At 62.4% G+C, this 23,533-nt stretch carries 21 protein-coding genes; 15 read left to right on the forward strand and 6 right to left on the reverse strand.

The window, feature by feature from the left end:
- Positions 1-10: 10 nt before the first annotated feature.
- The 12 genes from HBO19_RS08025 to HBO19_RS08080 all read left to right on the forward strand — a co-directional run bounded on the left by HBO19_RS08025 (position 11) and on the right by HBO19_RS08080 (position 16,030).
- Positions 11-1,408 (forward strand): NarK family nitrate/nitrite MFS transporter, encoded by a 1,398-nt coding sequence (locus HBO19_RS08025; RefSeq protein WP_169953198.1) that lies wholly within the window; start codon positions 11-13, stop codon positions 1,406-1,408.
- Positions 1,409-1,478: 70 nt separating this feature from the next.
- Positions 1,479-5,252, forward strand: a complete 3,774-nt coding sequence (locus HBO19_RS08030) for a nitrate reductase subunit alpha (RefSeq protein ID WP_169953201.1) — start codon at positions 1,479-1,481, stop codon at positions 5,250-5,252.
- A 1-nt stretch (position 5,253) separates the two neighbouring features.
- A complete protein-coding gene (narH, locus tag HBO19_RS08035; protein ID WP_029291316.1) occupies positions 5,254-6,792 on the forward strand; it encodes a nitrate reductase subunit beta in 1,539 nt (512 codons plus the stop codon).
- Positions 6,793-6,795: 3 nt separating this feature from the next.
- The gene (gene narJ / locus HBO19_RS08040; RefSeq protein ID WP_170041292.1) at positions 6,796-7,551 is read left to right on the forward strand and encodes a nitrate reductase molybdenum cofactor assembly chaperone; all 756 of its coding nucleotides are present in this window, start codon (positions 6,796-6,798) and stop codon (positions 7,549-7,551) included.
- Positions 7,544-8,221, forward strand: coding sequence for a respiratory nitrate reductase subunit gamma (gene narI, locus HBO19_RS08045; protein WP_170057238.1), 678 nt, complete (start codon positions 7,544-7,546; stop codon positions 8,219-8,221). Before narJ ends, narI begins: the two co-directional genes overlap by 8 nt.
- A 10-nt stretch (positions 8,222-8,231) precedes the next feature.
- Positions 8,232-9,146 carry a peptidylprolyl isomerase gene (locus HBO19_RS08050; RefSeq protein ID WP_170057239.1) on the forward strand — a complete coding sequence of 305 codons (915 nt, stop codon included), beginning with the start codon at positions 8,232-8,234 and terminating at the stop codon, positions 9,144-9,146.
- Between the two features lies 1 nt (position 9,147).
- Positions 9,148-10,134: a GTP 3',8-cyclase MoaA gene (gene moaA, locus HBO19_RS08055; protein WP_169901275.1), complete on the forward strand. Its 987-nt coding sequence runs from the start codon at positions 9,148-9,150 to the stop codon at positions 10,132-10,134.
- 133 nt (positions 10,135-10,267) lie between these two features.
- Positions 10,268-11,320 (forward strand): PDDEXK nuclease domain-containing protein, encoded by a 1,053-nt coding sequence (locus HBO19_RS08060; RefSeq protein WP_170057426.1) that lies wholly within the window; start codon positions 10,268-10,270, stop codon positions 11,318-11,320.
- Between the two features lie 96 nt (positions 11,321-11,416).
- Positions 11,417-13,417, forward strand: coding sequence for a ribonucleoside triphosphate reductase (locus tag HBO19_RS08065; RefSeq protein ID WP_170057240.1), 2,001 nt, complete (start codon positions 11,417-11,419; stop codon positions 13,415-13,417).
- A 46-nt stretch (positions 13,418-13,463) separates the two neighbouring features.
- Complete coding sequence (nrdD, locus tag HBO19_RS08070; protein ID WP_029291331.1) at positions 13,464-13,619, forward strand: anaerobic ribonucleoside-triphosphate reductase; 156 nt, start codon at positions 13,464-13,466, stop codon at positions 13,617-13,619.
- Positions 13,616-14,311: an anaerobic ribonucleoside-triphosphate reductase activating protein gene (locus HBO19_RS08075; protein ID WP_262376877.1), complete on the forward strand. Its 696-nt coding sequence runs from the start codon at positions 13,616-13,618 to the stop codon at positions 14,309-14,311. The genes nrdD and HBO19_RS08075 overlap by 4 nt, the downstream gene beginning before the upstream one ends.
- Before the next feature lie 99 nt (positions 14,312-14,410).
- The gene (locus tag HBO19_RS08080; RefSeq protein ID WP_170057241.1) at positions 14,411-16,030 is read left to right on the forward strand and encodes a methyl-accepting chemotaxis protein; all 1,620 of its coding nucleotides are present in this window, start codon (positions 14,411-14,413) and stop codon (positions 16,028-16,030) included.
- Between the two features lie 196 nt (positions 16,031-16,226).
- On the opposite strand, the gene HBO19_RS08085 is transcribed toward HBO19_RS08080, so the two are convergent.
- The 4 genes from HBO19_RS08085 to HBO19_RS08100 are packed head-to-tail and all read right to left on the reverse strand — an operon-like array spanning position 16,227 to position 19,299.
- Positions 16,227-17,552 (reverse strand): 4Fe-4S binding protein, encoded by a 1,326-nt coding sequence (locus tag HBO19_RS08085; protein WP_170057427.1) that lies wholly within the window; start codon positions 17,550-17,552, stop codon positions 16,227-16,229.
- Positions 17,553-17,584: 32 nt separating this feature from the next.
- Entirely contained in the window at positions 17,585-18,427 is an 843-nt protein-coding gene (locus tag HBO19_RS08090) for an FTR1 family protein (protein WP_169953216.1), read from the reverse strand.
- A 17-nt stretch (positions 18,428-18,444) separates the two neighbouring features.
- Complete coding sequence (locus tag HBO19_RS08095; protein ID WP_170057242.1) at positions 18,445-18,768, reverse strand: cupredoxin domain-containing protein; 324 nt, start codon at positions 18,766-18,768, stop codon at positions 18,445-18,447.
- Complete coding sequence (locus HBO19_RS08100) at positions 18,769-19,299, reverse strand: iron transporter (protein WP_169953220.1); 531 nt, start codon at positions 19,297-19,299, stop codon at positions 18,769-18,771. It abuts the gene before it with no gap.
- Positions 19,300-19,475: 176 nt separating this feature from the next.
- Here HBO19_RS08100 and HBO19_RS08105 point away from each other — a divergent pair, with 176 nt between their 5' ends.
- Positions 19,476-19,685, forward strand: coding sequence for a DUF3079 domain-containing protein (locus HBO19_RS08105; RefSeq protein ID WP_170057243.1), 210 nt, complete (start codon positions 19,476-19,478; stop codon positions 19,683-19,685).
- Between the two features lie 243 nt (positions 19,686-19,928).
- Here HBO19_RS08105 and HBO19_RS08110 read toward each other — a convergent pair whose 3' ends face one another.
- Positions 19,929-20,813, reverse strand: a complete 885-nt coding sequence (locus HBO19_RS08110) for an alpha/beta fold hydrolase (RefSeq protein WP_170057244.1) — start codon at positions 20,811-20,813, stop codon at positions 19,929-19,931.
- Between the two features lie 74 nt (positions 20,814-20,887).
- Positions 20,888-22,057: a GGDEF domain-containing protein gene (locus HBO19_RS08115; protein WP_170057245.1), complete on the reverse strand. Its 1,170-nt coding sequence runs from the start codon at positions 22,055-22,057 to the stop codon at positions 20,888-20,890.
- A 186-nt stretch (positions 22,058-22,243) separates the two neighbouring features.
- Here HBO19_RS08115 and HBO19_RS08120 point away from each other — a divergent pair, with 186 nt between their 5' ends.
- Together HBO19_RS08120 and HBO19_RS08125 are read left to right on the forward strand one after the other, a co-directional pair.
- Positions 22,244-22,840, forward strand: a complete 597-nt coding sequence (locus HBO19_RS08120; protein ID WP_169953230.1) for an NUDIX domain-containing protein — start codon at positions 22,244-22,246, stop codon at positions 22,838-22,840.
- A gap of 105 nt (positions 22,841-22,945) precedes the next feature.
- On the forward strand, positions 22,946-23,533 hold the full coding sequence (locus tag HBO19_RS08125) for a LysE family translocator (RefSeq protein ID WP_169953233.1): 588 nt from the start codon (positions 22,946-22,948) through the stop codon (positions 23,531-23,533).

Here is a 23,533-nt window from a genome sequence, read left to right on the forward strand (position 1 = left end):
GAGAATCTGCATGACTATCGCGCAAAAGCCCGACTCGGGCCCGGTGATCCACGACTGGCGCCCTGAAGACCCGGCTTTCTGGGGCGCCAGCGGCAAACAGACCGCGACCCGTAACCTGTGGATCTCGATCCCGGCGCTGCTGTTGGCCTTCGCTGTGTGGATGGTGTGGAGCACGGTGATCGTGCGCCTGAACGCCATCGGCTTCAGCTTCACTACCGACCAATTGTTCTGGCTGGCGGCGTTGCCGGGCCTGTCTGGCGCCACGTTGCGCGTGTTCTATTCGTTCATGGTGCCGATCTTCGGTGGCCGCCGCTGGACGGCCCTGAGCACCGCGTCGCTGCTGATTCCATCACTGTGGATGGGCTTCGCGGTACAAGACCCGAGCACCTCCTACAGCGTGTTTGTATTGATCGCGCTGTTGTGCGGCTTCGGTGGCGGCAACTTCGCCTCGAGCATGTCCAACATCAGCTTCTTCTACCCCAAGTCCCAGCAAGGCACGGCCCTGGGCCTGAACGCCGGCCTGGGTAACCTGGGGGTGTCGGTGATGCAGTTCTGCGTGCCGCTGGTGATTACCTTCGGCGTGTTCGGCCTGCTCGGCGGCCAGCCGCAAACCCTGGAAGACGGCAGCCAGTTGTGGCTACAGAACGCCGGGTTTATCTGGGTGCCGTTCATCATCACCGTGACCCTGTTTGCCTGGTTCGGTATGAATGACCTGTCCAGCGCGCGCGCCTCGTTCAGCGAGCAGGCGGTGATCTTCAAGCGCAAGCACAACTGGCTGATGTGCTGGTTGTACCTGGCGACCTTCGGTTCCTTCATTGGCTTTTCGGCCGCTTTCCCAATGCTGATCAAGACCTCGTTCCCGGACGTCAACGCCCTGAAATTCGCGTTCCTCGGTCCGCTGGTAGGTGCCCTGGTGCGCCCATTGGGCGGCTGGCTGGCCGACAAGCTGGGCGGTGCGCGGGTGACCTTGTGGAACTTCGTGCTGATGATCGTGATGGTGTTCGGCGTCCTGCACTTTTTGCCCCTGAACGGCGAGGGCGGCAGCTTCTACGGCTTCCTCGGCATGTTCATGCTGCTGTTCATCACCACCGGCATCGGCAACGGCTCCACCTTCCGCATGATCCCGGTGATCTTCCGCACCCAGCATGAAAAAGCCAGCGCCGGCAAACCCGCCGCCGTGCGTGAGCAAGCCCTCAAGGATGCCAGCAAGGAGTCGGCCGCCGTGCTGGGCTTCAGCTCGGCCATGGGCGCCTTCGGTGCGTTCTTCATCCCCAAGACCTTTGGCTCGTCCATGGCCTACACCGGCAGCCCGGCCATGGCGTTCTACATGTTTGTCGGCTTCTACCTGACCTGCATCGTCGTGACCTGGTGGTGGTATGCGCGCAAAGGCGCCGAGACCCCCTGCTGAGTCGACCCCGAATTCAAACCTTGCGTGGGCGGGGCACAGAACCCCGCAGCAAGCCTGAGAGGAAAGCACCATGAGTCATTTACTCGATCAACTGCGGTTCTTCAATCGCAAGCAAGACGAATTCTCCGAAGGTCACGGCGAGACCCGTAAGGAGTCCCGCGACTGGGAGAACGTCTACCGTTCGCGCTGGCAGTACGACAAGATCGTGCGCTCCACCCACGGAGTGAACTGCACCGGCTCGTGCTCGTGGAAGATCTACGTGAAGAACGGCCTGATCACCTGGGAAACCCAGCAGACTGACTACCCGCGCACCCGCAACGACCTGCCTAACCACGAGCCGCGCGGCTGCCCCCGTGGCGCGAGCTACAGCTGGTACATCTACAGCGCCAACCGCCTGAAGTACCCGAAGATCCGCAAGCCATTGCTCAAGCTGTGGCGCGAGGCGCGCCTGACCCTGTCGCCGGTCGAGGCCTGGGCGAGCATTGTCGAGGACAAGGCCAAGGCTGACTCCTATAAAAGCAAGCGTGGCATGGGCGGCTTCATCCGCTCCAACTGGGATGAAGTCAACGAAATCATCGCCGCGTCCAACGTCTACACCATCAAGCAATATGGCCCGGACCGCATCGTCGGCTTCTCGCCGATCCCGGCCATGTCCATGGTCAGCTACGCCGCAGGTTCGCGTTACCTGTCGCTGATCGGCGGCGTGTGCCTGAGTTTCTATGACTGGTACTGCGACCTGCCGCCAGCCTCGCCGATGGTCTGGGGCGAGCAGACCGACGTGCCGGAATCGGCCGACTGGTACAACTCCAACTACATCATCGCCTGGGGCTCGAACGTCCCGCAGACCCGGACCCCGGACGCGCACTTCTTCACCGAGGTGCGCTACAAGGGCACCAAGACCGTGGCCATCACGCCTGACTATTCGGAAGTAGCCAAGCTCACCGACCTGTGGCTCAACCCCAAGCAGGGCACCGACGCGGCACTGGCCCAGGCCTTCAACCATGTGATCTTCAAGGAATTTCACCTGGATAAACCGAGCGCGTACTTCACCGAATACGCCAAGCGCTACACCGACTTGCCGGTGCTGGTAATGCTCAAGCCCATGACCGGTTTTGCGCCGGGTGCAGGCTTCCAGCCGGACCGCTTCCTGCGCGCCTCGGACCTGGTGGACAACCTCGGCCAGGACAACAACCCGGAATGGAAAACCATCGCCCTCGACGAAAGCGGTGAACTGGTCTCGCCACAAGGCGCCATCGGCTATCGCTGGGGCGAGAAGGGCAAGTGGAACATCCTGGCCAAAGAAGGCGGTGAAGGCCGCGAGATCGACCTCAAGCTGAGCCTGATCGGCGAGGACGTCGCCGAAGTGGCATTCCCGTATTTTGCCGGTGAAGCCCACGACTACTTCCAGCACGTGGCCGGCGACGCCGTGCAGTTCCGTCGGGTGCCGGTGCACAGCGTGACCCTGGCCGATGGCACGGTGGCCAAAGTGGCGACGGTGTTCGACCTGTCGGCGGCCAACCTGGCCATCGACCGTGGCCTGGGCGGCAGCAACGTGGCCAAGGACTACAACGACGCCAGCGTACCGGGCACGCCAGCCTGGCAGGAGGCAATCACCGGGGTCAGCCGCGAGAAGGCGATCCAGATCGCCCGTGAGTTTGCCGACAACGCCGACAAGACCCGTGGGCGCTCGATGATCATCGTCGGCGCGGCAATGAACCACTGGTACCACATGGACATGAACTACCGCGGGCTGATCAATATGCTCATGCTCTGCGGTTGTGTCGGCCAGACCGGCGGTGGTTGGGCGCACTACGTGGGCCAGGAAAAACTGCGTCCGCAATGCGGCTGGCTGCCCCTGGCATTCGGCCTGGACTGGAACCGTCCGCCGCGCCAGATGAACGGCACCAGCTTCTTCTACGGCCACAGCTCGCAATGGCGCCACGAGAAGATGAGCATGCACGACATCCTCTCGCCGCTGGCCGACAAGTCGCAGTTCCCCGAGCACGCCCTGGACTACAACATCCGCGCCGAACGCGCCGGCTGGTTGCCCAGCGCGCCACAACTCAATACCAACCCGTTGCACATCTGCCGCGACGCGGCGGCAGCCGGTATGGACCCCAAAGACTACGTGGTCAAGTCCTGGCAGGACGGCAGCCTGCGCTTTGCCTGCGAGCAGCCGGACAGCCCGGTGAACTTCCCGCGCAACATGTTTATCTGGCGTTCCAACTTGCTCGGCTCGTCGGGCAAGGGCCACGAGTACATGCTCAAGTACCTGCTCGGCACCAAGAACGGGGTGATGAACGAAGACATCGGCCACAGCACCGAATGCAAGCCAACCGAGGCCGAGTGGGTCGAAGACGGCGCCATCGGCAAGCTGGACCTGGTGACCACCCTGGACTTCCGCATGTCCTCGACCTGCGTGTATTCCGACATCGTGTTGCCGACTGCAACATGGTACGAAAAAGACGACATGAACACCTCGGACATGCACCCGTTCATTCACCCGCTGTCGGCGGCGATTGATCCGGCGTGGGAATCGCGTTCGGACTGGGAAATCTACAAAGGCATCGCCAAGGCGTTCTCGGCCATGTCGGTCGGCCACCTGGGCGTGGAGCAAGACCTGGTGACCGTGCCGTTGATGCATGACAGCGTTGGTGAACTGGCCCAGCCGTTTGGCGGTACTGACTGGAAAAGCGCCGGCGTGGCGCCGGTACCGGGCAAGAATGCGCCGAACATGGCGGTGGTGGAACGGGATTACCCGAACATCTACAAGCAGTTCTCATCGCTGGGCCCGATGTTGGAAAAACTCGGCAACGGTGGCAAGGGCATCAACTGGAATACCGACGAGGAAGTCGAGTTCCTTGGCGAACTCAACCACCACGAAGGCGACGCGGGCATCAGCCACGGCCGGCCAAAAATCGACACGGCAATTGATGCGGCCGAGGTGATTCTGTCCCTGGCTCCGGAAACCAACGGCAAGGTCGCCTTGAAGGCCTGGGCGGCGCTGTCGGAATTCACCGGCATCGACCACAGCCACCTGGCGATTTCCAAGGCCCACGAAGCGATCCGCTTCCGCGATATCCAGGCACAGCCGCGCAAGATCATCTCCAGCCCCACCTGGTCGGGCCTCGAAGACGAGCACGTGAGCTACAACGCCGGCTACACCAACGTCCATGAAAACATCCCATGGCGCACGATCACCGGCCGCCAGCAGTTCTACCAGGATCACCCGTGGATGCAGGCGTTCGGCGAGCAGTTGATGAGCTACCGGCCACCGGTCAACACCCGCACCATCGAAGGGGTGAAGGACAAACGCAGCAATGGCGAGACCGAAATCGTCCTGAACTGGATCACGCCGCACCAGAAATGGGGGATCCACAGCACCTACAGCGACAACCTGCTGATGCTCACCTTGAGCCGTGGCGGCCCGATTGTGTGGCTCTCGGAAATCGACGCCAAGCGCGCCGGGATCGAGGACAACGACTGGATCGAGTGCTTCAACGTCAACGGCGCGCTGACCGCCCGTGCGGTGGTCAGCCAGCGGGTCAAGGAAGGCATGGTGATGATGTACCACGCCCAGGAACGCATCGTGAACGTACCGGGTTCGGAAACCACCAAGACCCGTGGTGGCCACCACAACTCGGTGACCCGCGTGGTGCTCAAGCCGACCCACATGATCGGTGGCTATGCCCAGCAGGCCTACGGTTTCAACTATTACGGCACAGTCGGCTGCAACCGCGATGAATTCGTGGTGGTGCGCAAGATGGTCAAGGTCGATTGGCTCGATGGTTCCAGCGGTGATGATCTGCCGCGTCCATTGCCGACCGATATCGAGGAGAACTGAGATGAAGATCCGCTCACAAATCGGCATGGTCCTGAACCTGGACAAGTGCATCGGCTGCCACACCTGCTCGATCACCTGCAAAAACGTGTGGACCAGCCGCGAAGGCATGGAATACGCGTGGTTCAACAACGTTGAATCCAAGCCGGGCATCGGCTACCCCAAGGAGTGGGAAAACCAGGACAAGTGGAAGGGCGGCTGGATCCGCAACGCCAACGGCTCGATCAACCCGCGCATCGGCGGCAAGTTCCGCGTGCTGGCGAACATCTTTGCCAACCCGGACCTGCCGAGCCTGGACGACTACTACGAGCCGTTCGACTTCGACTACCAGCACCTGCACACCGCGCCTTTGGGCGAGCACCAACCGACCGCACGCCCGCGTTCGGTGGTGTCCGGCAAGCGCATGGAAAAAATCGAGTGGGGCCCCAACTGGGAAGAAATCCTCGGCACCGAGTTCGCCAAGCGCCGCAAGGACAAGAACTTCGACCAGATCCAGGCCGACATTTATGGCGAGTACGAAAACACCTTCATGATGTACCTGCCGCGCCTGTGCGAGCACTGCCTGAACCCTGCGTGCGCGGCGTCGTGCCCCAGCGGTGCGATCTACAAGCGTGAAGAAGACGGCATCGTGCTGATCGACCAGGAAAAATGCCGCGGCTGGCGCATGTGCATCAGCGGCTGCCCGTACAAGAAAATCTACTTCAACTGGAAGAGCGGCAAATCCGAGAAGTGCATCTTCTGCTACCCCCGGATCGAAGCCGGTATGCCTACCGTCTGCGCGGAAACCTGCGTCGGGCGCATCCGCTACCTCGGTGTGCTGCTGTATGACGCCGACCGCATCAGCGAAGTCGCCAGCACCGCCAACGAGCACGACCTGTACGAGAAGCAGCTGGAAATCTTTCTCGACCCGAATGACCCGGCGGTGATCCGCCAGGCCCTGGCCGATGGTGTACCGCAGTCGGTGATCGACTCGGCCCAGCGTTCGCCGGTGTACAAAATGGCCGTGGACTGGAAGCTCGCACTGCCGCTGCACCCGGAATACCGCACTTTGCCGATGGTCTGGTACGTGCCGCCACTCTCGCCGATCCAGAACGCGGCCGCCGCTGGCACCGTGGGCATGAACGGGGTGATCCCGGATGTCGACAGCCTGCGCATCCCCCTGCGTTACCTGGCCAATATGCTGACTGCCGGTGACGAAAAGCCGGTCAAGCGTGCGCTGAAACGCCTGCTGGCCATGCGCGCCTTCAAGCGCTCGCAGCAAGTGGACGGCGTCGAGGACCTGCAAGTGCTGGCCGACGTGGACCTGAGCGTGGCCCAGGTGGAAGAGATGTACCGCTACCTGGCGATTGCCAACTACGAGGACCGGTTTGTGGTGCCCAGCGCGCACCGTGAAGACGCGATGAGCGATGCGTTTGCCGAGCGTTCCGGCTGTGGTTTCAGCTTCGGCAGCGGCTGCAGTGGCAGCTCCGACACCAACATGTTCGGCGCCAAGAAGGCCAACCGCCGCGACGTGCTGAAAACCGTCCAGATCTGGGAGGACTGAGCCATGCGCATTCTTAAAGTGATCTCGTTGCTGCTCGACTATCCCACCGAAACCCTGGTGAACGGCCGCGATGAACTGGAGCAGGCGATTATCGAATCGCGGGAAATCAGCCCCAAGCAACGTGGCGCGCTGTTCGAGCTGTTGGAGCTGATCTGCAGCAATGACCTGATGGATGGCCAGGAGCATTACGGCGCGCTGTTCGGCCGGGGCCGCTCGCTGTCGCTGCTGTTGTTCGAACACGTGCATGGCGAGTCGCGGGACCGTGGCCAGGCCATGGTCGACATGATGGCCCAGTACCAGGAAGCCGGGTTTGCCATTGGCGTCAAGGAGCTGCCGGACTACATCCCGTTGTACCTGGAGTTTTTGTCCACCCGCGAAGACATCGAGGCCCGCGAGGGACTGGCGGATGTGGCGCACCTGCTGGCCCTGCTGGCGGCGCGCCTGGATGAGCGTGAAAGCGCTTACGCCAGTTGTTTCCGTGCGCTGTTGCAGATCAGCGGCGCCGAGCCGCACCAGGCGATTGCCGAGTTGCGTGCCCAGGTTGCCGCCGAAGTACGCGACGACTCCCTCGAAGCCCTGGACAAGGTCTGGGAAGAGGAGGCGGTGGACTTTATGCAGGCCGAGCAGCAGGACCGTTGCAGCGCAATGCCCAGCGCACCGGGCAAGGCCCGCGAAGAAAGTGCGGTGCCCTTGCACTGGGTGGATTTTCAGCACGAGGGGCTGGCCGCCGTGCCAGCCAAGGAGGTGGGTAATGTCTAAGTGGAATTTGCTGGTATTTGGCGTGTATCCGTATGTCGCCCTGGCCATTTGCCTGTTGGGCAGTTGGGCGCGGTTTGACCTGTCCCAGTACACCTGGAAGGCCGGCTCCAGCCAGATGCTCAATAACCGTGGGATGCGCGTGGCGAGCAACTTCTTCCATATCGGCGTGCTGTTCGTGCTGGCCGGGCATTTTGTCGGCCTGCTGACCCCGGCGTCGATCTATCACCATGTGATCAGCACCGAGCACAAGCAACTGCTGGCGATGGTCTCCGGGGGCTTCTTCGGCCTGCTGTGCCTGGTGGGCCTGCTGCTGCTGGTCAAGCGCCGCCTCACTGACCCGAGGGTTCGGGCTACGTCGAGCCCGTCGGACATCCTGATCCTGCTGGTGTTGCTGGCGCAGTTGGTGCTGGGCTTGCTGACCATCGTCGCCTCGACCGGGCATATGGACGGCTCGGTGATGGTGATGCTCGCGGACTGGGCGCAGAACGTGGTGTTGCTGCGGCCGGTGGAAGCGGCAGCTTCGATTGCCCCGGTCAGCCTGATCTACAAGTTGCACGTGGCGCTGGGCCTGACCCTGTTTGTGTTGTTCCCGTTTACCCGGCTGGTGCATATGGTCAGCGCGCCGATCTGGTACCTGGGTCGTCGTTATCAAATCGTGCGGCAGAAGTGAGGAGAACGTCATGACTACAGGATGCGGATGTGGTGGCGGCGGTGCTGGCGGTGGCGGTTGCAGTTCTTCGGCCAAGGCTGTGGACGTGGTGGTGCCCGAGGTCGAGGTGGCGGTTGAGCCGCAACTGATCGCCAGCAGCGAGCAGGAATGGCCGATTGTCAGCGTCAACGGGGTGCTGATCACCCCGGAAAATATGGCCCAGGAGTTGCAATATCACCCGGCCGAAAGCCGCGAGGAGGCGGTGTTTCTCGCCGCCCGCGCGCTGGTGATTCGTGAGCTGTTGCAGCAGCGGATCCGCGAGCTGGGTGTGCAACTGGAAGTCGGCGCCGGCGAGAACGAGGAAGAGGCGGCGACCCGCCTGTTGCTGGAGCGCGAAGTGACGGTGCCGGACTGCGATGAGGCCACCTGTGTGCGCTACTTCGAGAGCAATCGCGGGCGCTTTCACAGCGCGCCGTTGCTGGCCGTGCGGCATATTTTGCTGGAGTGTGCGCCGGACGATGCCGAGGCGCGCCATCAGGCCCATGCCCAGGCCGAGGTGCTGTTGCTGAGCCTGGAAGAGTCGCCCGGTGCCTTTGGCGAACTGGCGCTGAAGTATTCGGCGTGCCCGTCCAAGGCCCAGGGCGGCTCGCTCGGGCAAGTCAGCAAGGGCCAGACCGTGCCGGAGTTGGAGCGTCAGTTGTTCACCTTGGCACCGGGGTTGGCCAGTAAGCCTCTGGAAAGTCGCTACGGCTGGCATGTGATCTGCGTCGATCAGCGCATCGAAGGCCAGCCGCTGCCGTACGAGGCGGTGGCCACGGCGATCCGCACCCAGTTGCAGCAAGGGGTGTGGCAGAAGGCCCTGGTGCAATACCTGCAAACCCTGATTGGCGCGGCCGATGTGCGTGGCATCGCGTTGCAGGGCGCCGACTCGCCGTTGGTGCAGTGACATGAGCCTGGTGGATGGTGTGGGCCGTTCCATTGACTACCTGCGGCTGTCGGTGACCGATCGTTGTGATTTTCGCTGTGTGTATTGCATGGCGAAAAACATGACCTTCCTGCCGCGCCAGCAGGTGCTGACCCTGGAGGAACTGCAACGGCTGGCGACGGTGTTCGTCAGCCAGGGTGTGCGCAAGATCCGCCTGACCGGGGGCGAGCCGCTGATCCGTCCGGGCATTGTCGAGCTGTGCCGCCATATCGCTGCGTTGCCCGGCCTGCGCGAACTGGTGATGACCAGCAACGGCTCGCAACTGGGCCGCCTGGCGCGGCCGCTGGTGGAGGCCGGAGTCAAGCGCATGAACATCAGCCTCGACAGCCTCGATCCCGAACGCTTTCGCGCGATCACCCGCAACGGTGACCTGCGCCAGGTACTGGACGGCATCGAGGCGGCGCAGGATGCCGGGTTCGAGCGGGTCAAGCTCAACTGCGTGGTGATGAAGGGACGCAACTTCGATGAAGTCCCGGCGCTGGTGCAGTACGCCATCGACCAGGGCATCGATATCAGCTTTATCGAAGAGATGCCGCTGGGGGATGTGGGGCGCTCGCGGGGCGAATCCTTTTGCTCCAGCGAGCAGGTGCGGGCGGTGATCGCCGAGCATCATGGCTTACTCGACAGCACCGAAAACAGCGGCGGCCCGGCACGCTACGTACGCCTGGCCCGGCATCCGCGCACGCGCATAGGCTTTATTTCGCCCAACTCCCATAACTTCTGTGCCAGTTGCAACCGGGTGCGGATGACAGTGGAGGGGCAGTTGCTGCTGTGCCTGGGGCAGGACAATGCGGTGGATTTTCGTGCGTTGTTGCGCCGCTACCCGCTGGACGACCGGCCGCTGGTGGAGGCACTGCACAAGGCGTTGCGGGGCAAGCCATTGCGCCATGATTTCACCGGGCAGGGCGAGGTGCAGGTGGTGCGGTTTATGAATATGAGTGGGGGGTGAGGAGGTGCTGGAACCCTGTTGCATAGTAGTTCCCGTCATTTTGTATCAAGGGCATTGTGCTGGCCCGCGTGGCTTTTTTCGGTCGTTACCATTGCCGGTTTCTACAACGAGCAATATCGACAAGGAACCCGGAATGAATCGATCAGATGATGGCCTCACCACACCACCTGAGGGATATGGCGACTGGTTGAAAGAACTGAAAAACCGCATCCACTCTGCCCAGATTCGTGCATCCCTGGCGGTAAACCGCGAGCTTGTGCTGCTGTACTGGCAGATTGGCCAGGACATATTGACCCGACAGGCGCAGCAGGGGTGGGGAGCCAAAGTCATTGAGCGTCGGGCGCGGGATTTGCGTTCGGCTTTTCCTGATATGAAAGGTTTTTCGCCGCGTAACCTCAAGTACATGCGTGCATTTGCCGAGGCTTGGCCTGATGTTCAATTTGTGCAACAGGCTGCTGCACAATTGCCGTGGGGTCATAATTTGGTCCTGCTGGATAAAGTGCCAGGCCCCGAAACCCGCCGCTGGTACGCCGCCCAAGCCATTGAACACAACTGGTCACGCAACATTCTGGTCATGCAAATCGAGACCCGTTTGCTGGAGCGTAGTGGCAATGCTGTCAGCAACTTCGAAACCCTGCTGCCCAAGCCCCAGTCTGACTTGGCCCGCGAGTCGCTGAAAGATCCCTATCGTTTCGACTTTTTGGGACTGACCCTGGACGCGCAGGAGCGCGAGATCGAAAGCGCACTGATCAAGCATGTCACCGACTTTCTACTGGAGTTGGGGGCAGGCTTTGCCTTTGTCGGCAAGCAGGTACTGCTGGATGTGGGCGGCGAGGAGTTCTTTATTGACCTGCTGTTTTATCACCTGAAACTGCGCTGTTACGTCGCTATTGAGCTCAAGGCCGGCAAGTTCAAACCAGAACATCTGGGGCAGTTGGGTTTTTACCTCGCGGCCGTGGATGCCCAACTCAAGCACCCACAAGACAGCCCCACCATTGGCCTGCTGCTGTGCAAAAGCAAAAACAAGATAGTGGCTGAATATGCCTTGCGTGACAGCGCTCGACCCATCGGGGTGGCGGAGTACCAGTTGGTCGACTCCCTCCCGGCAGAACTCCAAATCAGCTTGCCCAGCATTGAACAGATTGAACGTGAACTGGCCTGTGACGATACGTCTTCGCAAACTTGACCCTGATCAATTGCAAGTCCCCGTTCACTGCGTACCATCACTGCATATTGTGTTTATGCGAACTATTAAATCTATATGTAGTGTTTGGAGCCCCCAATGCAGATCACCTCAAGCCCGCTGGTCAGTACCCGCCTACACAAGCGCGATGGCACTCAGGTCGCCTTTGACGCCGAGAAAATCCGCCAGGCGATGATCGCCGCCGGTAACGCCACCGGCGAGTATCAGGACGCCGAGGTCGACCTGTTGTTGGGCGCGGTGCTCGCCCGGTTGCGTGGGATCACCCGGCTGGATGTGGAGCAGATCCAGGACAGTGTCGAGCGGGTCTTGATGGATGCCGGGTACTTTATGGCGATGCGCGCCTATATCGTCTACCGCGAGCAGCATGGGCGCCTGCGCCGGGATCGCAAGACCCTGGTGGAGGTCGCTACGTCGATGAACGAGTACCTCGACCGTGAAGACTGGCGGGTGCAGGCCAATGCCAACCAGGGCTATTCCCTGGGCGGGCTGGTGCTTAATGTGTCGGGCAAGGTCACCGCCAATTACTGGCTGGACGAGGTCTACAGCCAGGAGATCGGCCAGGCCCATCGCGAGGCCGACTTGCATATCCATGACCTGGACATGCTCGCTGGCTACTGCGCCGGCTGGTCCCTGCGCACCCTGCTGCACGAAGGCCTCAATGGCGTGCCCGGCCGCGTCGAAGCCGGGCCGCCCAAGCACCTGGGCAGTGCCCTGGGGCAGATGGTCAACTTCCTCGGCACCCTGCAGAACGAGTGGGCCGGCGCCCAGGCGTTCAGCTCGTTCGACACCTACCTGGCGCCCTTTGTGCGCAAGGACAAACTGACGTTTCCCGAGATCCGCCAGGCGGTGCAGGAGTTCATCTACAACCTCAACGTGCCGTCGCGCTGGGGCACGCAAACGCCGTTTACCAACCTGACGTTCGACTGGGTTTGCCCCGAGGATTTGCGCGAGCAGATCCCGATCATTGGTGGCGAAGAAATGCCGTTTGCCTACGGTGACCTGCAAGCGGAAATGGAGCTGATCAACCGCGCCTATATCGAAGTGATGCAGGCGGGTGACGCCAAGGGTCGGGTGTTCACTTTCCCGATCCCCACCTACAACATCACCCATGACTTCCCGTGGGACAGCGAAAACGCCGACCGCCTGTTCGAGATGACCGCGCGCTACGGCCTGCCGTACTTCCAGAACTTCCTCAACTCGGATATGCAGCCCAACCAGGTGCGCTCGATGTGCTGCCGCTTGCAGTTGGACGTGCGCGAGTTGCTCAAGCGTGGCGGCGGGTTGTTCGGCTCGGCGGAGCAGACCGGTTCATTGGGCGTGGTGACGATCAACTGCGCGCGCCTGGGTTACCTGTTCAAGGGCGACACCAGTGGCCTGCTGCAGCGCCTGGACCACTTGATGGAACTGGCGATGGAGAGCCTGGAGGTCAAGCGCAAGGTGATCCAGCACCACATGGACGCCGGTCTGTATCCCTACACCAAGCGCTACCTGGGCACTTTGCGCAATCACTTCTCCACCATCGGCCTCAATGGCATGCACGAGATGCTGCGCAACTTCACCGGGGACGAGGAGGGCACGCATACCGCCCGTGGCCGCGAGTTTGCGTTGCAGGTGCTGGACCATGTGCGCGCCACGTTGCTGCGCTTCCAGGAAGACACCGGCCATCTGTACAACCTGGAAGCCACGCCGGCCGAAGGCACCACCTACCGGTTTGCCAAGGAAGACCTCAAGCGCTTCCCCGCGATCCTCCAGGCCGGCAGCCTCGACGCGCCGTATTACACCAACTCTTCGCAACTGCCGGTGGGCTACACCGAAGACCCCTTCGAAGCCCTGGAGCTGCAGGACGAGCTGCAGTGCAAATACACCGGCGGCACCGTGCTGCACCTGTACATGGCCGAACAGATTTCCTCGGCCCAGGCCTGCAAGCAACTGGTCCGCAAGGCCCTGGGGCGCTTCCGCCTGCCGTACCTGACGGTGACGCCGACGTTCTCCATCTGCCCGGTACACGGCTACCTGGCAGGCGAACATGAATTCTGCCCCAAGTGCGACGAGGTTATAGCCTTCGACAAAACCCTGTAGGAGCCGGCCAAGGGCCCAACGTATTCCAACCCCAAGGAGATTCACCATGCAAACCACCCAGCCACAACGCCAACGCTGTGAAGTCTGGACCCGTGTCATGGGTTACCACCGACCGGTTTCGGCCTTTAACCCCGGCAAACAATCGGAGCACCGTGAGCGCGCGCACTTTACCGAAAGTGCCGCTGCGGCCGGGCGCCAATGAGTCGAGCGCTACGGGTCGGGGGCATGGTGCCCCTGACCACCCTCGACTACCCCGGCATGCTCGCCTGCGTGCTGTTTTGCCAGGGTTGTGCCTGGCGCTGTCGGTACTGCCATAACCCGGACTTGATCCCCCCTCGCGGCAGCGATGAGGTGGATTGGCGCCGGGTTTTGCTGTTTCTGCAACGCCGGCAGGACCTGCTGGACGCCGTGGTGTTCAGCGGTGGTGAACCGACCTTGCAGGAAGGCCTGCCGGCCGCCATGGACGAAGTGCGCGAGATGGGTTTTCGTATCGGCCTGCACAGTGCCGGGATCAAGCCCGGTGCGTTCGGCCATGCCCTGGCCCATGCCGACTGGGTTGGCTTCGACGTCAAGGCCCTGGCCGAGGACTGCCAGTTGATCACCCAGGTCAAGGGCAGCGGCGCCGCCAATTGGCGCAGCCTCGACCTGCTGCTGCACAGCGGCGTGGACTATGAATGCCGCACCACCGTGCATTGGCACCTGATCGACCCGCAGCGCCTGTTGCAGCTGGCCCAGCGTTTGCAAGAACGGGGAGTCAAGCGCTTCGCCGTACAGTTGGTGCGCACCGCGCGCATGCTCGATGAGCAACTGCCGAGCGTTTCGGCACAGGCCTTGCTGCCTGAACTATGGGAGAAAATGCGGGCATTGTTCCCGGCATTTGTTTTACGGGGCTGATCCCTTCGCGGAGCCCTTTCAAGCGTGGCGATTGAACTCCCACCGGATTATCAAAGATGCTGCCCCTCGTGGGCAGGTATTCATCAGGGAGCTTATGACATGACTCGATTAACCACCGCCCGCCGCATCGCGATCGGCTTTGCCATCGCACCCTTGGCCCTGGCTGGCATGGCGTTCTATGCCTTGCACGACCTGGGCACCCTTAAGGAGCAATCGGAACTGATCGTGCAGCAGGACTGGCCGAAAATCGCCCCGATCATGGTGATTGCCACCGGTGTGCGCGACAACGGCCGCAACACCCGTGACTTGCTGATCGACCAGGACAACCAGGCCGCGCAACAGGCCATTGCCTCCACCCGGCAACGCATCACCGATGCCTTCACCCAGTTGGAGCCATTGTTCAACACGCCGACGGGCCAGGCGGCCTATGCCGATCTGAAACAGCGTCGCGAAGCTTATGTCGGCGCCTTTACCCAGGTGCAGGCGCTGATCCGCCAGGGCGCCCATGCCGAGGGTGTGGCGCAGCTCAAGCAGAACGTACAACCTGCCGAGCAGGCCGTCTTCAAGAGCCTGGAGGCGATGATGGCCCTGCAGGGGCAGATCTTTACCGAGCGCGAACACGCGGCGCAGACCCTGTACAGCGAGGCACGGCGCAACATGCTCGGGCTGTTCCTGCTGTGCGTGGCCCTGGTGGTGGCGGCAGCGGTGATTGTCACCCGCAGCGTGACCCGGCCCCTGGGCGGTGAGCCCGACGAGGCGGCGCGGGTGTTGAGCCAGATTGCCCAGGGCGACCTGACCACCCCGGTACCAACGGCGGGCAGCGCTGACGGCAGCGTGATGAAAAACATGCAGCAGATGCAGCACAACCTCAACGAAATGGTGCGCCAGATCGCCGCGTCAGTGGATCGTGTGGCCAGCTCTTCCGAGGAGTTGAGCGCGGTCAGCAGCCAGACCAGCAGCAGCTTGCAGTTGCAAGGCATGGAGATCGAACAGGCCGCCACGGCGGTCAACGAGATGACGGCGGCGGTCGATGAAGTGGCGCGCAATGCGGTGAGCACCAGTGAAGCCTCGCGCTTGTCGGCGCAGACCGCCCAGTTGGGGCGCGATCAGGTGCAGGAAACGGTCGCCTCGATCAACACCCTGGCCGACGGCGTCAGTGGCACCTCGGTGCGGATCCAGCAGCTGGCCGGGCGGGTGCAGGACATCAGTGGCGTGCTGGAAGTAATCCGCAGCATTGCCGACCAGACCAACCTGCTGGCGCTCAACGCGGCCATCGAAGCGGCACGGGCCGGGGACGCCGGGCGCGGGTTTGCGGTGGTGGCCGATGAGGTGCGGGCCCTGGCCCATCGCACCCAGGCCTCGACCCAGGAGATCGAGCAGATGATCGGCAATATCCGCCAAGACACCGAACAGGCCGTGACCGCGATGCAGGGCAGCAGTGACCTGGTACGGGCCACCTTGGGCGTGGCACAGCGTTCGGGCGAAGCCCTGGAAGCGATTACCCAGTCGATCTCGCAGATCAACGAACGCAACCTGATGATCGCCAGCGCCACTGAAGAGCAGGCACTGGTGGCGCGGGAGGTGGATCGCAACCTGGTGGGCATTCGCAACCTGTCCGAGCAGGTGTTGCTGGGGGCCCGGCATACCGATACGGCGGGGCATGAATTGGCACAGATGGCCAGCGAGTTGCACCTGACGGTCGCCAGGTTCCGCGTTTAGCGCTGGGCCTCCCTAATGTCGTTCAGTTAAGCGCAGATCCCCTGTGGGAGCGGGCTTGCTCGCGAAAGCAGTGGGTCAGTCAACATCAATGGTTGCTGGGCCGACGTCTTCGCGGCGATGCGGCGATCCGACAAGCCCGCTCCCACATTTGATCTTCGCTGCTTTGAGCATTGCGTTCGCTTAACTGAACGGCGTCCTACAGGCTCCAGCCCCAGAACTGTAGCCACCAGCCATACGCTACCAGCCCATTAGCCAGTAGCAGACAAGCCGAGGCCGCGCAGCGTCGCGCCAAGGGTGTTTCGGCCAGCTGTTGCCACGCCAGCCACACACACCAAGCGACAGCCCCGGCCAGCAATGCGCCGCGCGCCGGTTGCACCCATTCCAGTAACAACCCTTCATAACGCAACAACTTCACCGTGGTTGCCGACAGCCCGAGGAACAGCCCCGCACCGCCAAGGGGCGTCAAGGTCAGCGCCAGGGCCCAATACCGTGCACGGTCCCCACTCAAGCCTGCGGCCAGGCGCACCAGCCCCATCAATGCGCCGCCGATCAACAGGCTGCTGGCGCCCAGGTACACGACGATGCAAAAGCCATCCAGCCAACTGAAGCTGTCGTTGGCCTGGGGATAATGAGTCAACAACCACCAGGGCGCGCTGTCCTGCAACGGCCATAGCCAATCGTGTTCCACCAGCCACTGTGCGACGAACTGTTTGAACGTGATGAACCAAGGGCTGACGGTCCACTGGAAGGCGCCCATCGCCAGGCCGATCACTCCAAATAGCAACAAGCGCGTATCCCAGGGCTGCGCGGGTTTGCGCGGGGCCTGGAGGATTTCGCTGTTGCATGAACGGGCAATCAACTGCACCGCGCCGCGTTGCCCGCTACAGCGCCCGCACGCGTGGCAATCGCTGGCGCCTTGCAGGCGGCGGATGTCCAGCAGCGGCGCGCAGTTGGGCAAGGGCAGGCGCGGGCCGTCGTTGGCTTTCCAGCGTTGCTCGTCGACCTGGAAGTGCACCGGCGCCAGGCGCGCGAGCAGGGCGAAAACACCGCTGACCGGGCACAGGTAGCGGCACCACACCCGTTTGCCGCGCACAAACAGCAGGCCCACCAGCACTGCGGCCACCGTTGAGCCGCCGAGGATCAGCAAGGCGGCCTGGGCGTAGTCGTACACACTGATCAACTGGCCGTAGAGGGTGGTCAGGCAGAAACCCACGGTGGGCCAGCCGCCCCAGCGGATCCAGTTGGGGATACCCAGGCCGCGCCCATGGCGACTGGCCCATTCGCTCAAGGAGCCTTCGGGGCAGAGCACGCCGCACCACACGCGGCCAAACAGCACGATGGACAGCACCACGAACGGCCACCACACGCCCCAGAACAGGAACTGTGCCAGTAGGGTCAGGTTGTCCAGCAGGCGCGCCTGGCTGCTGGGCAGCGCGAGCAACGCGGGCACGACCAGCAGTCCTGCGTAGAACAGCACTACCGCCCATTGCACGCCGCGAATCAACCGCCCATGGCGGCGCATGCCATCCCCCAGGCGTTGCAGCCAGGGGCTGCTCACAACGGCGCTCGTCGGGCGCGATACAGCCCTTGGCCGACCAGCAGCCAATAGCCTGCCAGCACCAGCAGGGTGACTGCGCTGGGCGTCGCGCGGTACCCGGCAAAGCCGGCGAGCACTGCGCCCAGGCCGTGGCTGTCACTGAGCAGGGCAGTGCTGTCCCACCAGGCTTCGCCCACCAGGGTGTAGACCCAATCGGGCATGTCCATGGCCAACAGCTGCCCGCCAATACGTTCCACGGCGGCCACCAGCAGGGCCGCCGCCAACAGCAGCAACAGCACCTCGCTGAGAGCAAAAAACCGCGACCAGGAGATCAGCCGCCGCGTGCTGCGCAGCAGCATCACCGTCAGCCCGGCCAACACCAGGCCGAGCACGCCGCCAACGGCGAACAGGCCCAGTGCCGGGCCGTGTAGCTGGGCACCGGCACCGTACAGGAACACCACGCTTTCGCTGCCTTCGCGGCTGACCGCCAACAACGCCAGCAACAACAACCCCAGGCCGCCCTGGCGCGCCGCGCGCTGGTCGGCGTCGCGCAGCAGGGTATGGCGCAGGTTTGGCCCGTGGCGGTGCATCCAGAACACCATCTGTACCATCAACAGGCTTGCCAGCAAGGTCATGCCGGCCTGGAACCATTCGCCGCTGGGGCCGCTCATGGCTTCGCCGGCCCACAGCATCAAGCCGGCCAACCCGGCGGAACACAGCAGGCCCAGCGCCACACCGGCCCACAGGAAGCGCCCCAGGCGCGAGCCCTCGGGCTGTTGGCTGATCCAGGCCTGGAGAATGCCGATCACCAGCAACGCCTCGACGCTTTCGCGCCAGACGATAAACATCGATTGATTCATCAAATGCTCCCGGGCCGTTATTCGGCAAGGATGCTGCCCTCGGGCAGCTGTGAGTTGAATTCGTCGAAAAACGGATAGGTGCCGGGCTTGAGCGGGTGGATCACGACAAAGGTGGTCACCCCCGGCGACAGCACTTTTTCCACGCGCAGCGGCGTGCTCTCGAACTCGGCCGGGCCCTGGCCGATATTCTTCAGCACGATCTTGAAGCGCTGGCCGGCCGCCACCTTGAGTTGCGCCGGGTTGAAGTGGCCGTCTTGCAGGGTTAATTCATAGGTGGGCAAGGGCGTCGCCAGGGCCGTGCCACAGGCCAGCAGCGCGCACAAGGCGAGGGGATTGCGCATTCAGTAACCGCCTTTCTTGCCGATCCCCGCATAGACGAATTCGTAATGCACTTCGCAGCGCTCGAACCAAGGGGCTACGCCCGTTTCCTTGTCGGTATGCCGCCCCAGTGAGCCATGACCGCTGGGCGGCATCACCGTGAAGGTCAGTTGGTATTTGCCAGGGCCGAGCAGTTTGACGTTGTCGCCGTAATGCGGCCCGTCGTTAGCCACCATGGCGTGGAATTCACCGATGATCGGGCTGGCACCGCCTTGTTTCTGCAGGCGGAACGTTACGTTCAGGTAGGGTACGAAACTGCCTTCCTGGAAACCCTGCTGGTTGTCGGCGGTGGCGCGGATGTCGGCCTCCAGGTGCACATCCGAATCGGCAGTGGCGCGCATCATGCCCGGTGGCGCCATTTCGATTGGTTGCAGATAGACCGCGCCGACTTCCAGGCCGGGACACATTTGTGGCTCGCCGATCGGGTATTCCTTGGCGACGGCCGCGCCAGTCGACAGCAGCAGGGCCAGTGACAGCGTGAAGGGGATGCGCATGGGTGTTTCCTGACAGGGCAAATGAGAAGCCGAGTCTAGAAAGCTTTGCTGTAAATAATAATGATTCCCGTCAAGTTTCCAGGTCTGTGGCCACAACCATTCTTGACGTTGGTCAAGGCTGTGGGCAGGCGCTGGCCGTAGGATCAAATCACCGCCCACCGCTGTGGAGCCTGCTCATGGCCAAGCCGTTCCCGCTCAACCCCAAACACCCCGAGCGTATCTGCTGGGGCTGCGACCGTTATTGCGCGACCACTGCGCTGGCCTGCGGCAACGGCGCCGACCGCACCATGCATCCGGCCGAGATGATCGGTGAGGACTGGTACCTGCATGGCGACTGGGGGATTGAGTTGCCGATTGCCACGGATAAGGTGCCGCAGGCCAACTGACCGCGAAGGGGGCAATGTGCGGCGCCGTTGCCGGGTACGCAGGTGGTGGCGGATAAAAAACGGTTAAATGCAAAAAGAGTTGTCCACGAAAACCGTGGGTATCTCTGTGGATAACCTTGCGTGGCCCCGGCAGCACTGGCGATTCTAGCTGCGGTCAATATTTGATCAGGATCATTTGCAAGCCTCTTGGCGCGCGGCTTGCGCTTGACACGCATCGTTGAAATCGGTGCCGGATTCGCACTTTTACAGCAAACCCTGCAGTGCCTGGCGATAGCTGCGCCCCCCCAGGCTCAGGCTGTTGTTGTGGCTGGCTCCCGGCACCAGCAGCAAATGCTTGGGCTCTTGGGCGGCATCAAATAATTGCTGGCTGAAACGCGGCGGTACGTAGCGGTCATCGAGGCCGTGTACCACCAGCAAGGGCATGTGGATATCGGCGATTTTGTCGATGGAATCAAACTTCTGCGACAGCAACCAGCGCACCGGCAGCGAGGTGTTGGCCACCGCCGCCGCAACATCGGCCAGGGAGGTAAAGGTGGATTCGATCACCAGCCCACGTACCGGTGGCGGCAGCTGTTGCGCGGCTGCCTGCTGACCCAGTTCGGCCGCGAGGTCGATGGCTACGGCGCCGCCCAGGGAGTGGCCGTAGATCAGGCGCTTGCCCGGGTCCGGTTGCAGCACCTGGAAGCGCTCCCAGGCAATCCGTGCATCCTGGTAAACGCTGGTTTCTGATGGCAGGTCGCCCCGGCTCTGGCCAAAGCCCCGATAGTCGATGGCCAGCACGGAGTAGCCCTGGGCGTGCAGTTGCTCGATGCGAAACAACTGGCCGGTGAGGTTCCAGCGCACCCCGTGCAGGTAGAGGATCGCCGGCGCGTCTTTTTTCGCCGCCGGCCACCACCAGCCATGCAGGCTCTGCCCGGACTTGAAGCTGGCCGGCTTGAGTTCGAACTCCTGCACATCGCTGGGCAGGCCGCGATACCAACTGGCAGTACCGGGCTCGATACGAAACACCAGTTCCCGCTCCTTGTGTTGCAGCACATTGCAGCCCACCGGCAGGCCCAGGATCAGCAGTGCCATGCACAGCATGGGCAGCCAGCGCAGACGCAGGCGTGAGAGAAAACGTGAGGACATGGCGGTTCCAGGACAGGCGCAAAGCAGGATTTTTACCAGATGCCTTGCCAGTGAAGGGATTATTCAGACAGCCGTCAGGGAGCGATTGCTTGCAAAGTGTTGCAGGCGGTCTGCACGCGGTTGCGTCCCTGGTCCTTGGCGCGGTACAGCGCCTGGTCTGCCTGGGACAACAGCCGCGACAGATCGTGGCAGCCCGCAGTGGTGGTCACCACCCCGATACTCACACTGAGGAACCCCGGCGCCAGCAGGTCCAGTTCGGCAAACCGCTGGCGAATGCGTTCGGCGACCTGCACGGCGCCTTGCTCATCGGTATCGGCCAGCAGGCAGGCAAACTCTTCGCCGCCGATGCGCGCGAACAGATCGTGCTTGCGCAGGATCGACGAGGTCAGTTGGCTGAAGGCAATCAACGCCTGGTCGCCCATGGGGTGCCCGAAACTGTCGTTGAGGCGCTTGAAATAGTCGAGGTCGCATAACAGCAAAGTCACCGGCTTGCCGTGTTGCTGGCTGTCGGCCAGAAGTTTTTCGCCATGCAGCATGAAGGCCCGGCGATTGTCGATACCGGTCAGTACGTCGGTGAAGGCGGCGGCCTTGAAGTTGAGCTCGGCGCGCTCCTTGACCATCGCCAGGGTGACGTAGGCGATGCCGATCGCATACAGCATCGATTCGAACAACATGAACGAGAAGAACGGCACGCCTTCGCCCACCAGCGTGTTTTCATTCTTGATCGGCATGCCGGGGTCGATCACTGCGCGCACGCAGTAAAACGTCGTGTGAAACAGCATCAGCCCCACAGCCGGCAGATAGGCTACTTCCAGGTGTCGGCGATGGCGCCACAACTCCAGCGCCGACAGCACGCCATAGCTGGCGGCTACCAGGGAGTACAGGGTCACCCGGCTGGACATCGAGCCATAAAACGGCGGCACCAGGCACATCACCAGCCACAGCGCCGGGCCTGCGAGGATGCCCGGCAGATAGGGCTTGCCATGGACGAACAGGCGCATGGCGGTCCAGTTCATGGCGGCGCTGAGCAACAGCACCACATTGCCCAGGACCAGCGCGACAAAATCCACGCCCACGCCGCGCACCACGATCAAGGCGGTGCCGAGGGACGCCAGCATCAGCATCACCCCCAAATAGCCCAGGGTGGGCTCGCGCACACGGTGCCAGGCGTGGACAGTGAGCAGGCCCATCAGGCAAAAAACGAAGACCGCGACCATCAAGAGCGTCGGTATGTGCAGCATCATGTCCTTGACCCCGCAAGATGCACTGTCGAGATAACCCCCGGCAGACACACGCCAAAGCGGTCATCCGGTGCAGAAAGGGCGCAATTGTAGCCGGATAACGCGGATCAATGCTGGCCTAAGGACAGCTTGACGTTGAGCGCACGTCCCCGACATGCTGCGCCCCCCCTGCGACCAAAAGGACTTCCCATGGACAACAGCCCCGTACGCATCACCGGCGAAGAGCTGCTCTCGGACAACTGGTACCTGCTGAAAAAGTACAGCTTCGACCTGCGCCGCCGCGACGGCAGTTGGCAAGCCCAGACCCGCGAGGTGTACGACCGCGGCAATGGCGCGACCATCCTCCTGTACAACACCTTGCAGCGCACGGTGTTGCTGATTCGCCAGTTCCGCATGCCGACCTTCGTCAATGGCCACGACGGCTACCTGATCGAAACCGCCGCGGGCCTGCTGGACAACGCCAGCCCTGAAGAGCGTATCCGCCTGGAAGCCGAGGAAGAGACCGGCTACCGCATCGGGCATGTCGAGAAAATCTACTCGGCATTCATGAGCCCCGGTTCGGTGACCGAGCGCATTCATTTCTTTATCGGTGAGTACCAGCCCGGCGACCGTGTGGGCGAAGGCGGTGGGCTTGAAGAGGAGGGCGAGGATATCGACGTGCTGGAGCTGGGGTTTGACGAGGCCATCGCCATGGTAACGCGCGGTGAGATTGTCGATGGCAAGACCATCATGCTCCTGCAATACCTGGAGCTGCGGCTGCTCAAGGCGACCCTGACGCTTGCGTAGGCGCCGGCTTGCCGGCGTCTACAGGGGCATTTTCTTCAATACGCACTGGCTACAGGAACGTAGCGTACAGGCCTCGTCCCCCTGTCATTACAAAAAGGAAGTGCAATGAGTGTGCTCATGTCCATGGCCGCCTTCGCCCTGGCGACCTCTATCACCCCCGGCCCTGTCAATATCGTCGCCCTTGGCTCGGGTGCGCGCTTTGGTTTTGTCGCCAGCCAGAAGCACGTGGCCGGCGCGGCGCTGGGGTTCACGGTGTTGTTGGTATTGATCGGCCTGGGCCTGCACGAACTGCTGGTGCGTTGGCCGATCTTGACCCAGGGCATCCAGTGGGGTGGGGTGGTATTCCTGCTGTACATGGCCTACAAGCTGGCGATCGATGACGGCCGGCTGGATGCCCAAGAGGCCGGCGTTGCGCCGTCGATGTTGTATGGCGCGGTCATGCAATGGCTCAACCCCAAGGCCTGGCTGGCGTGCGTGGCGGGCATGGGGCTGTTTGCGGCCGATGGCGAGGCCACGCGGGTCTGGCAACTGGCGGCGGTGTACCTGGTGATTTGCTACCTGTCGGTGGCGTGCTGGTCATATGTGGGCACGTTCTTGCGTCGTTACCTGAGCAATGCTCGAGGCATGCGCCTGTTCAACCGGGCGATGGCGCTGTTGCTGGTGCTCAGTGTGGCGTACCTGTTGCTGGGCTGA

Origin of the sequence: Pseudomonas sp. WS 5021, from assembly GCF_012985535.1 — a bacterium.
Lineage (GTDB): Bacteria > Pseudomonadota > Gammaproteobacteria > Pseudomonadales > Pseudomonadaceae > Aquipseudomonas.

Excerpts from the sequence above, each read along its gene's own strand:
- HBO19_RS08025 (WP_169953198.1), top strand. The coding sequence starts at position 11 with ATGACTATCGCGCAAAAGCCCGACTCGGGCCCGGTGATCCACGACTGG.
- HBO19_RS08030 (WP_169953201.1), top strand. The coding sequence starts at position 1,479 with ATGAGTCATTTACTCGATCAACTGCGGTTCTTCAATCGCAAGCAAGAC.
- narH (WP_029291316.1), top strand. The coding sequence starts at position 5,254 with ATGAAGATCCGCTCACAAATCGGCATGGTCCTGAACCTGGACAAGTGC.
- narJ (WP_170041292.1), top strand. The coding sequence starts at position 6,796 with ATGCGCATTCTTAAAGTGATCTCGTTGCTGCTCGACTATCCCACCGAA.
- narI (WP_170057238.1), top strand. The coding sequence starts at position 7,544 with ATGTCTAAGTGGAATTTGCTGGTATTTGGCGTGTATCCGTATGTCGCC.
- HBO19_RS08050 (WP_170057239.1), top strand. The coding sequence starts at position 8,232 with ATGACTACAGGATGCGGATGTGGTGGCGGCGGTGCTGGCGGTGGCGGT.
- moaA (WP_169901275.1), top strand. The coding sequence starts at position 9,148 with ATGAGCCTGGTGGATGGTGTGGGCCGTTCCATTGACTACCTGCGGCTG.
- HBO19_RS08060 (WP_170057426.1), top strand. The coding sequence starts at position 10,268 with ATGAATCGATCAGATGATGGCCTCACCACACCACCTGAGGGATATGGC.
- HBO19_RS08065 (WP_170057240.1), top strand. The coding sequence starts at position 11,417 with ATGCAGATCACCTCAAGCCCGCTGGTCAGTACCCGCCTACACAAGCGC.
- nrdD (WP_029291331.1), top strand. The coding sequence starts at position 13,464 with ATGCAAACCACCCAGCCACAACGCCAACGCTGTGAAGTCTGGACCCGT.
- HBO19_RS08075 (WP_262376877.1), top strand. The coding sequence starts at position 13,616 with ATGAGTCGAGCGCTACGGGTCGGGGGCATGGTGCCCCTGACCACCCTC.
- HBO19_RS08080 (WP_170057241.1), top strand. The coding sequence starts at position 14,411 with ATGACTCGATTAACCACCGCCCGCCGCATCGCGATCGGCTTTGCCATC.
- HBO19_RS08085 (WP_170057427.1), bottom strand. The coding sequence starts at position 17,552 with ATGCGCCGCCATGGGCGGTTGATTCGCGGCGTGCAATGGGCGGTAGTG.
- HBO19_RS08090 (WP_169953216.1), bottom strand. The coding sequence starts at position 18,427 with ATGAATCAATCGATGTTTATCGTCTGGCGCGAAAGCGTCGAGGCGTTG.
- HBO19_RS08095 (WP_170057242.1), bottom strand. The coding sequence starts at position 18,768 with ATGCGCAATCCCCTCGCCTTGTGCGCGCTGCTGGCCTGTGGCACGGCC.
- HBO19_RS08100 (WP_169953220.1), bottom strand. The coding sequence starts at position 19,299 with ATGCGCATCCCCTTCACGCTGTCACTGGCCCTGCTGCTGTCGACTGGC.
- HBO19_RS08105 (WP_170057243.1), top strand. The coding sequence starts at position 19,476 with ATGGCCAAGCCGTTCCCGCTCAACCCCAAACACCCCGAGCGTATCTGC.
- HBO19_RS08110 (WP_170057244.1), bottom strand. The coding sequence starts at position 20,813 with ATGTCCTCACGTTTTCTCTCACGCCTGCGTCTGCGCTGGCTGCCCATG.
- HBO19_RS08115 (WP_170057245.1), bottom strand. The coding sequence starts at position 22,057 with ATGATGCTGCACATACCGACGCTCTTGATGGTCGCGGTCTTCGTTTTT.
- HBO19_RS08120 (WP_169953230.1), top strand. The coding sequence starts at position 22,244 with ATGGACAACAGCCCCGTACGCATCACCGGCGAAGAGCTGCTCTCGGAC.
- HBO19_RS08125 (WP_169953233.1), top strand. The coding sequence starts at position 22,946 with ATGAGTGTGCTCATGTCCATGGCCGCCTTCGCCCTGGCGACCTCTATC.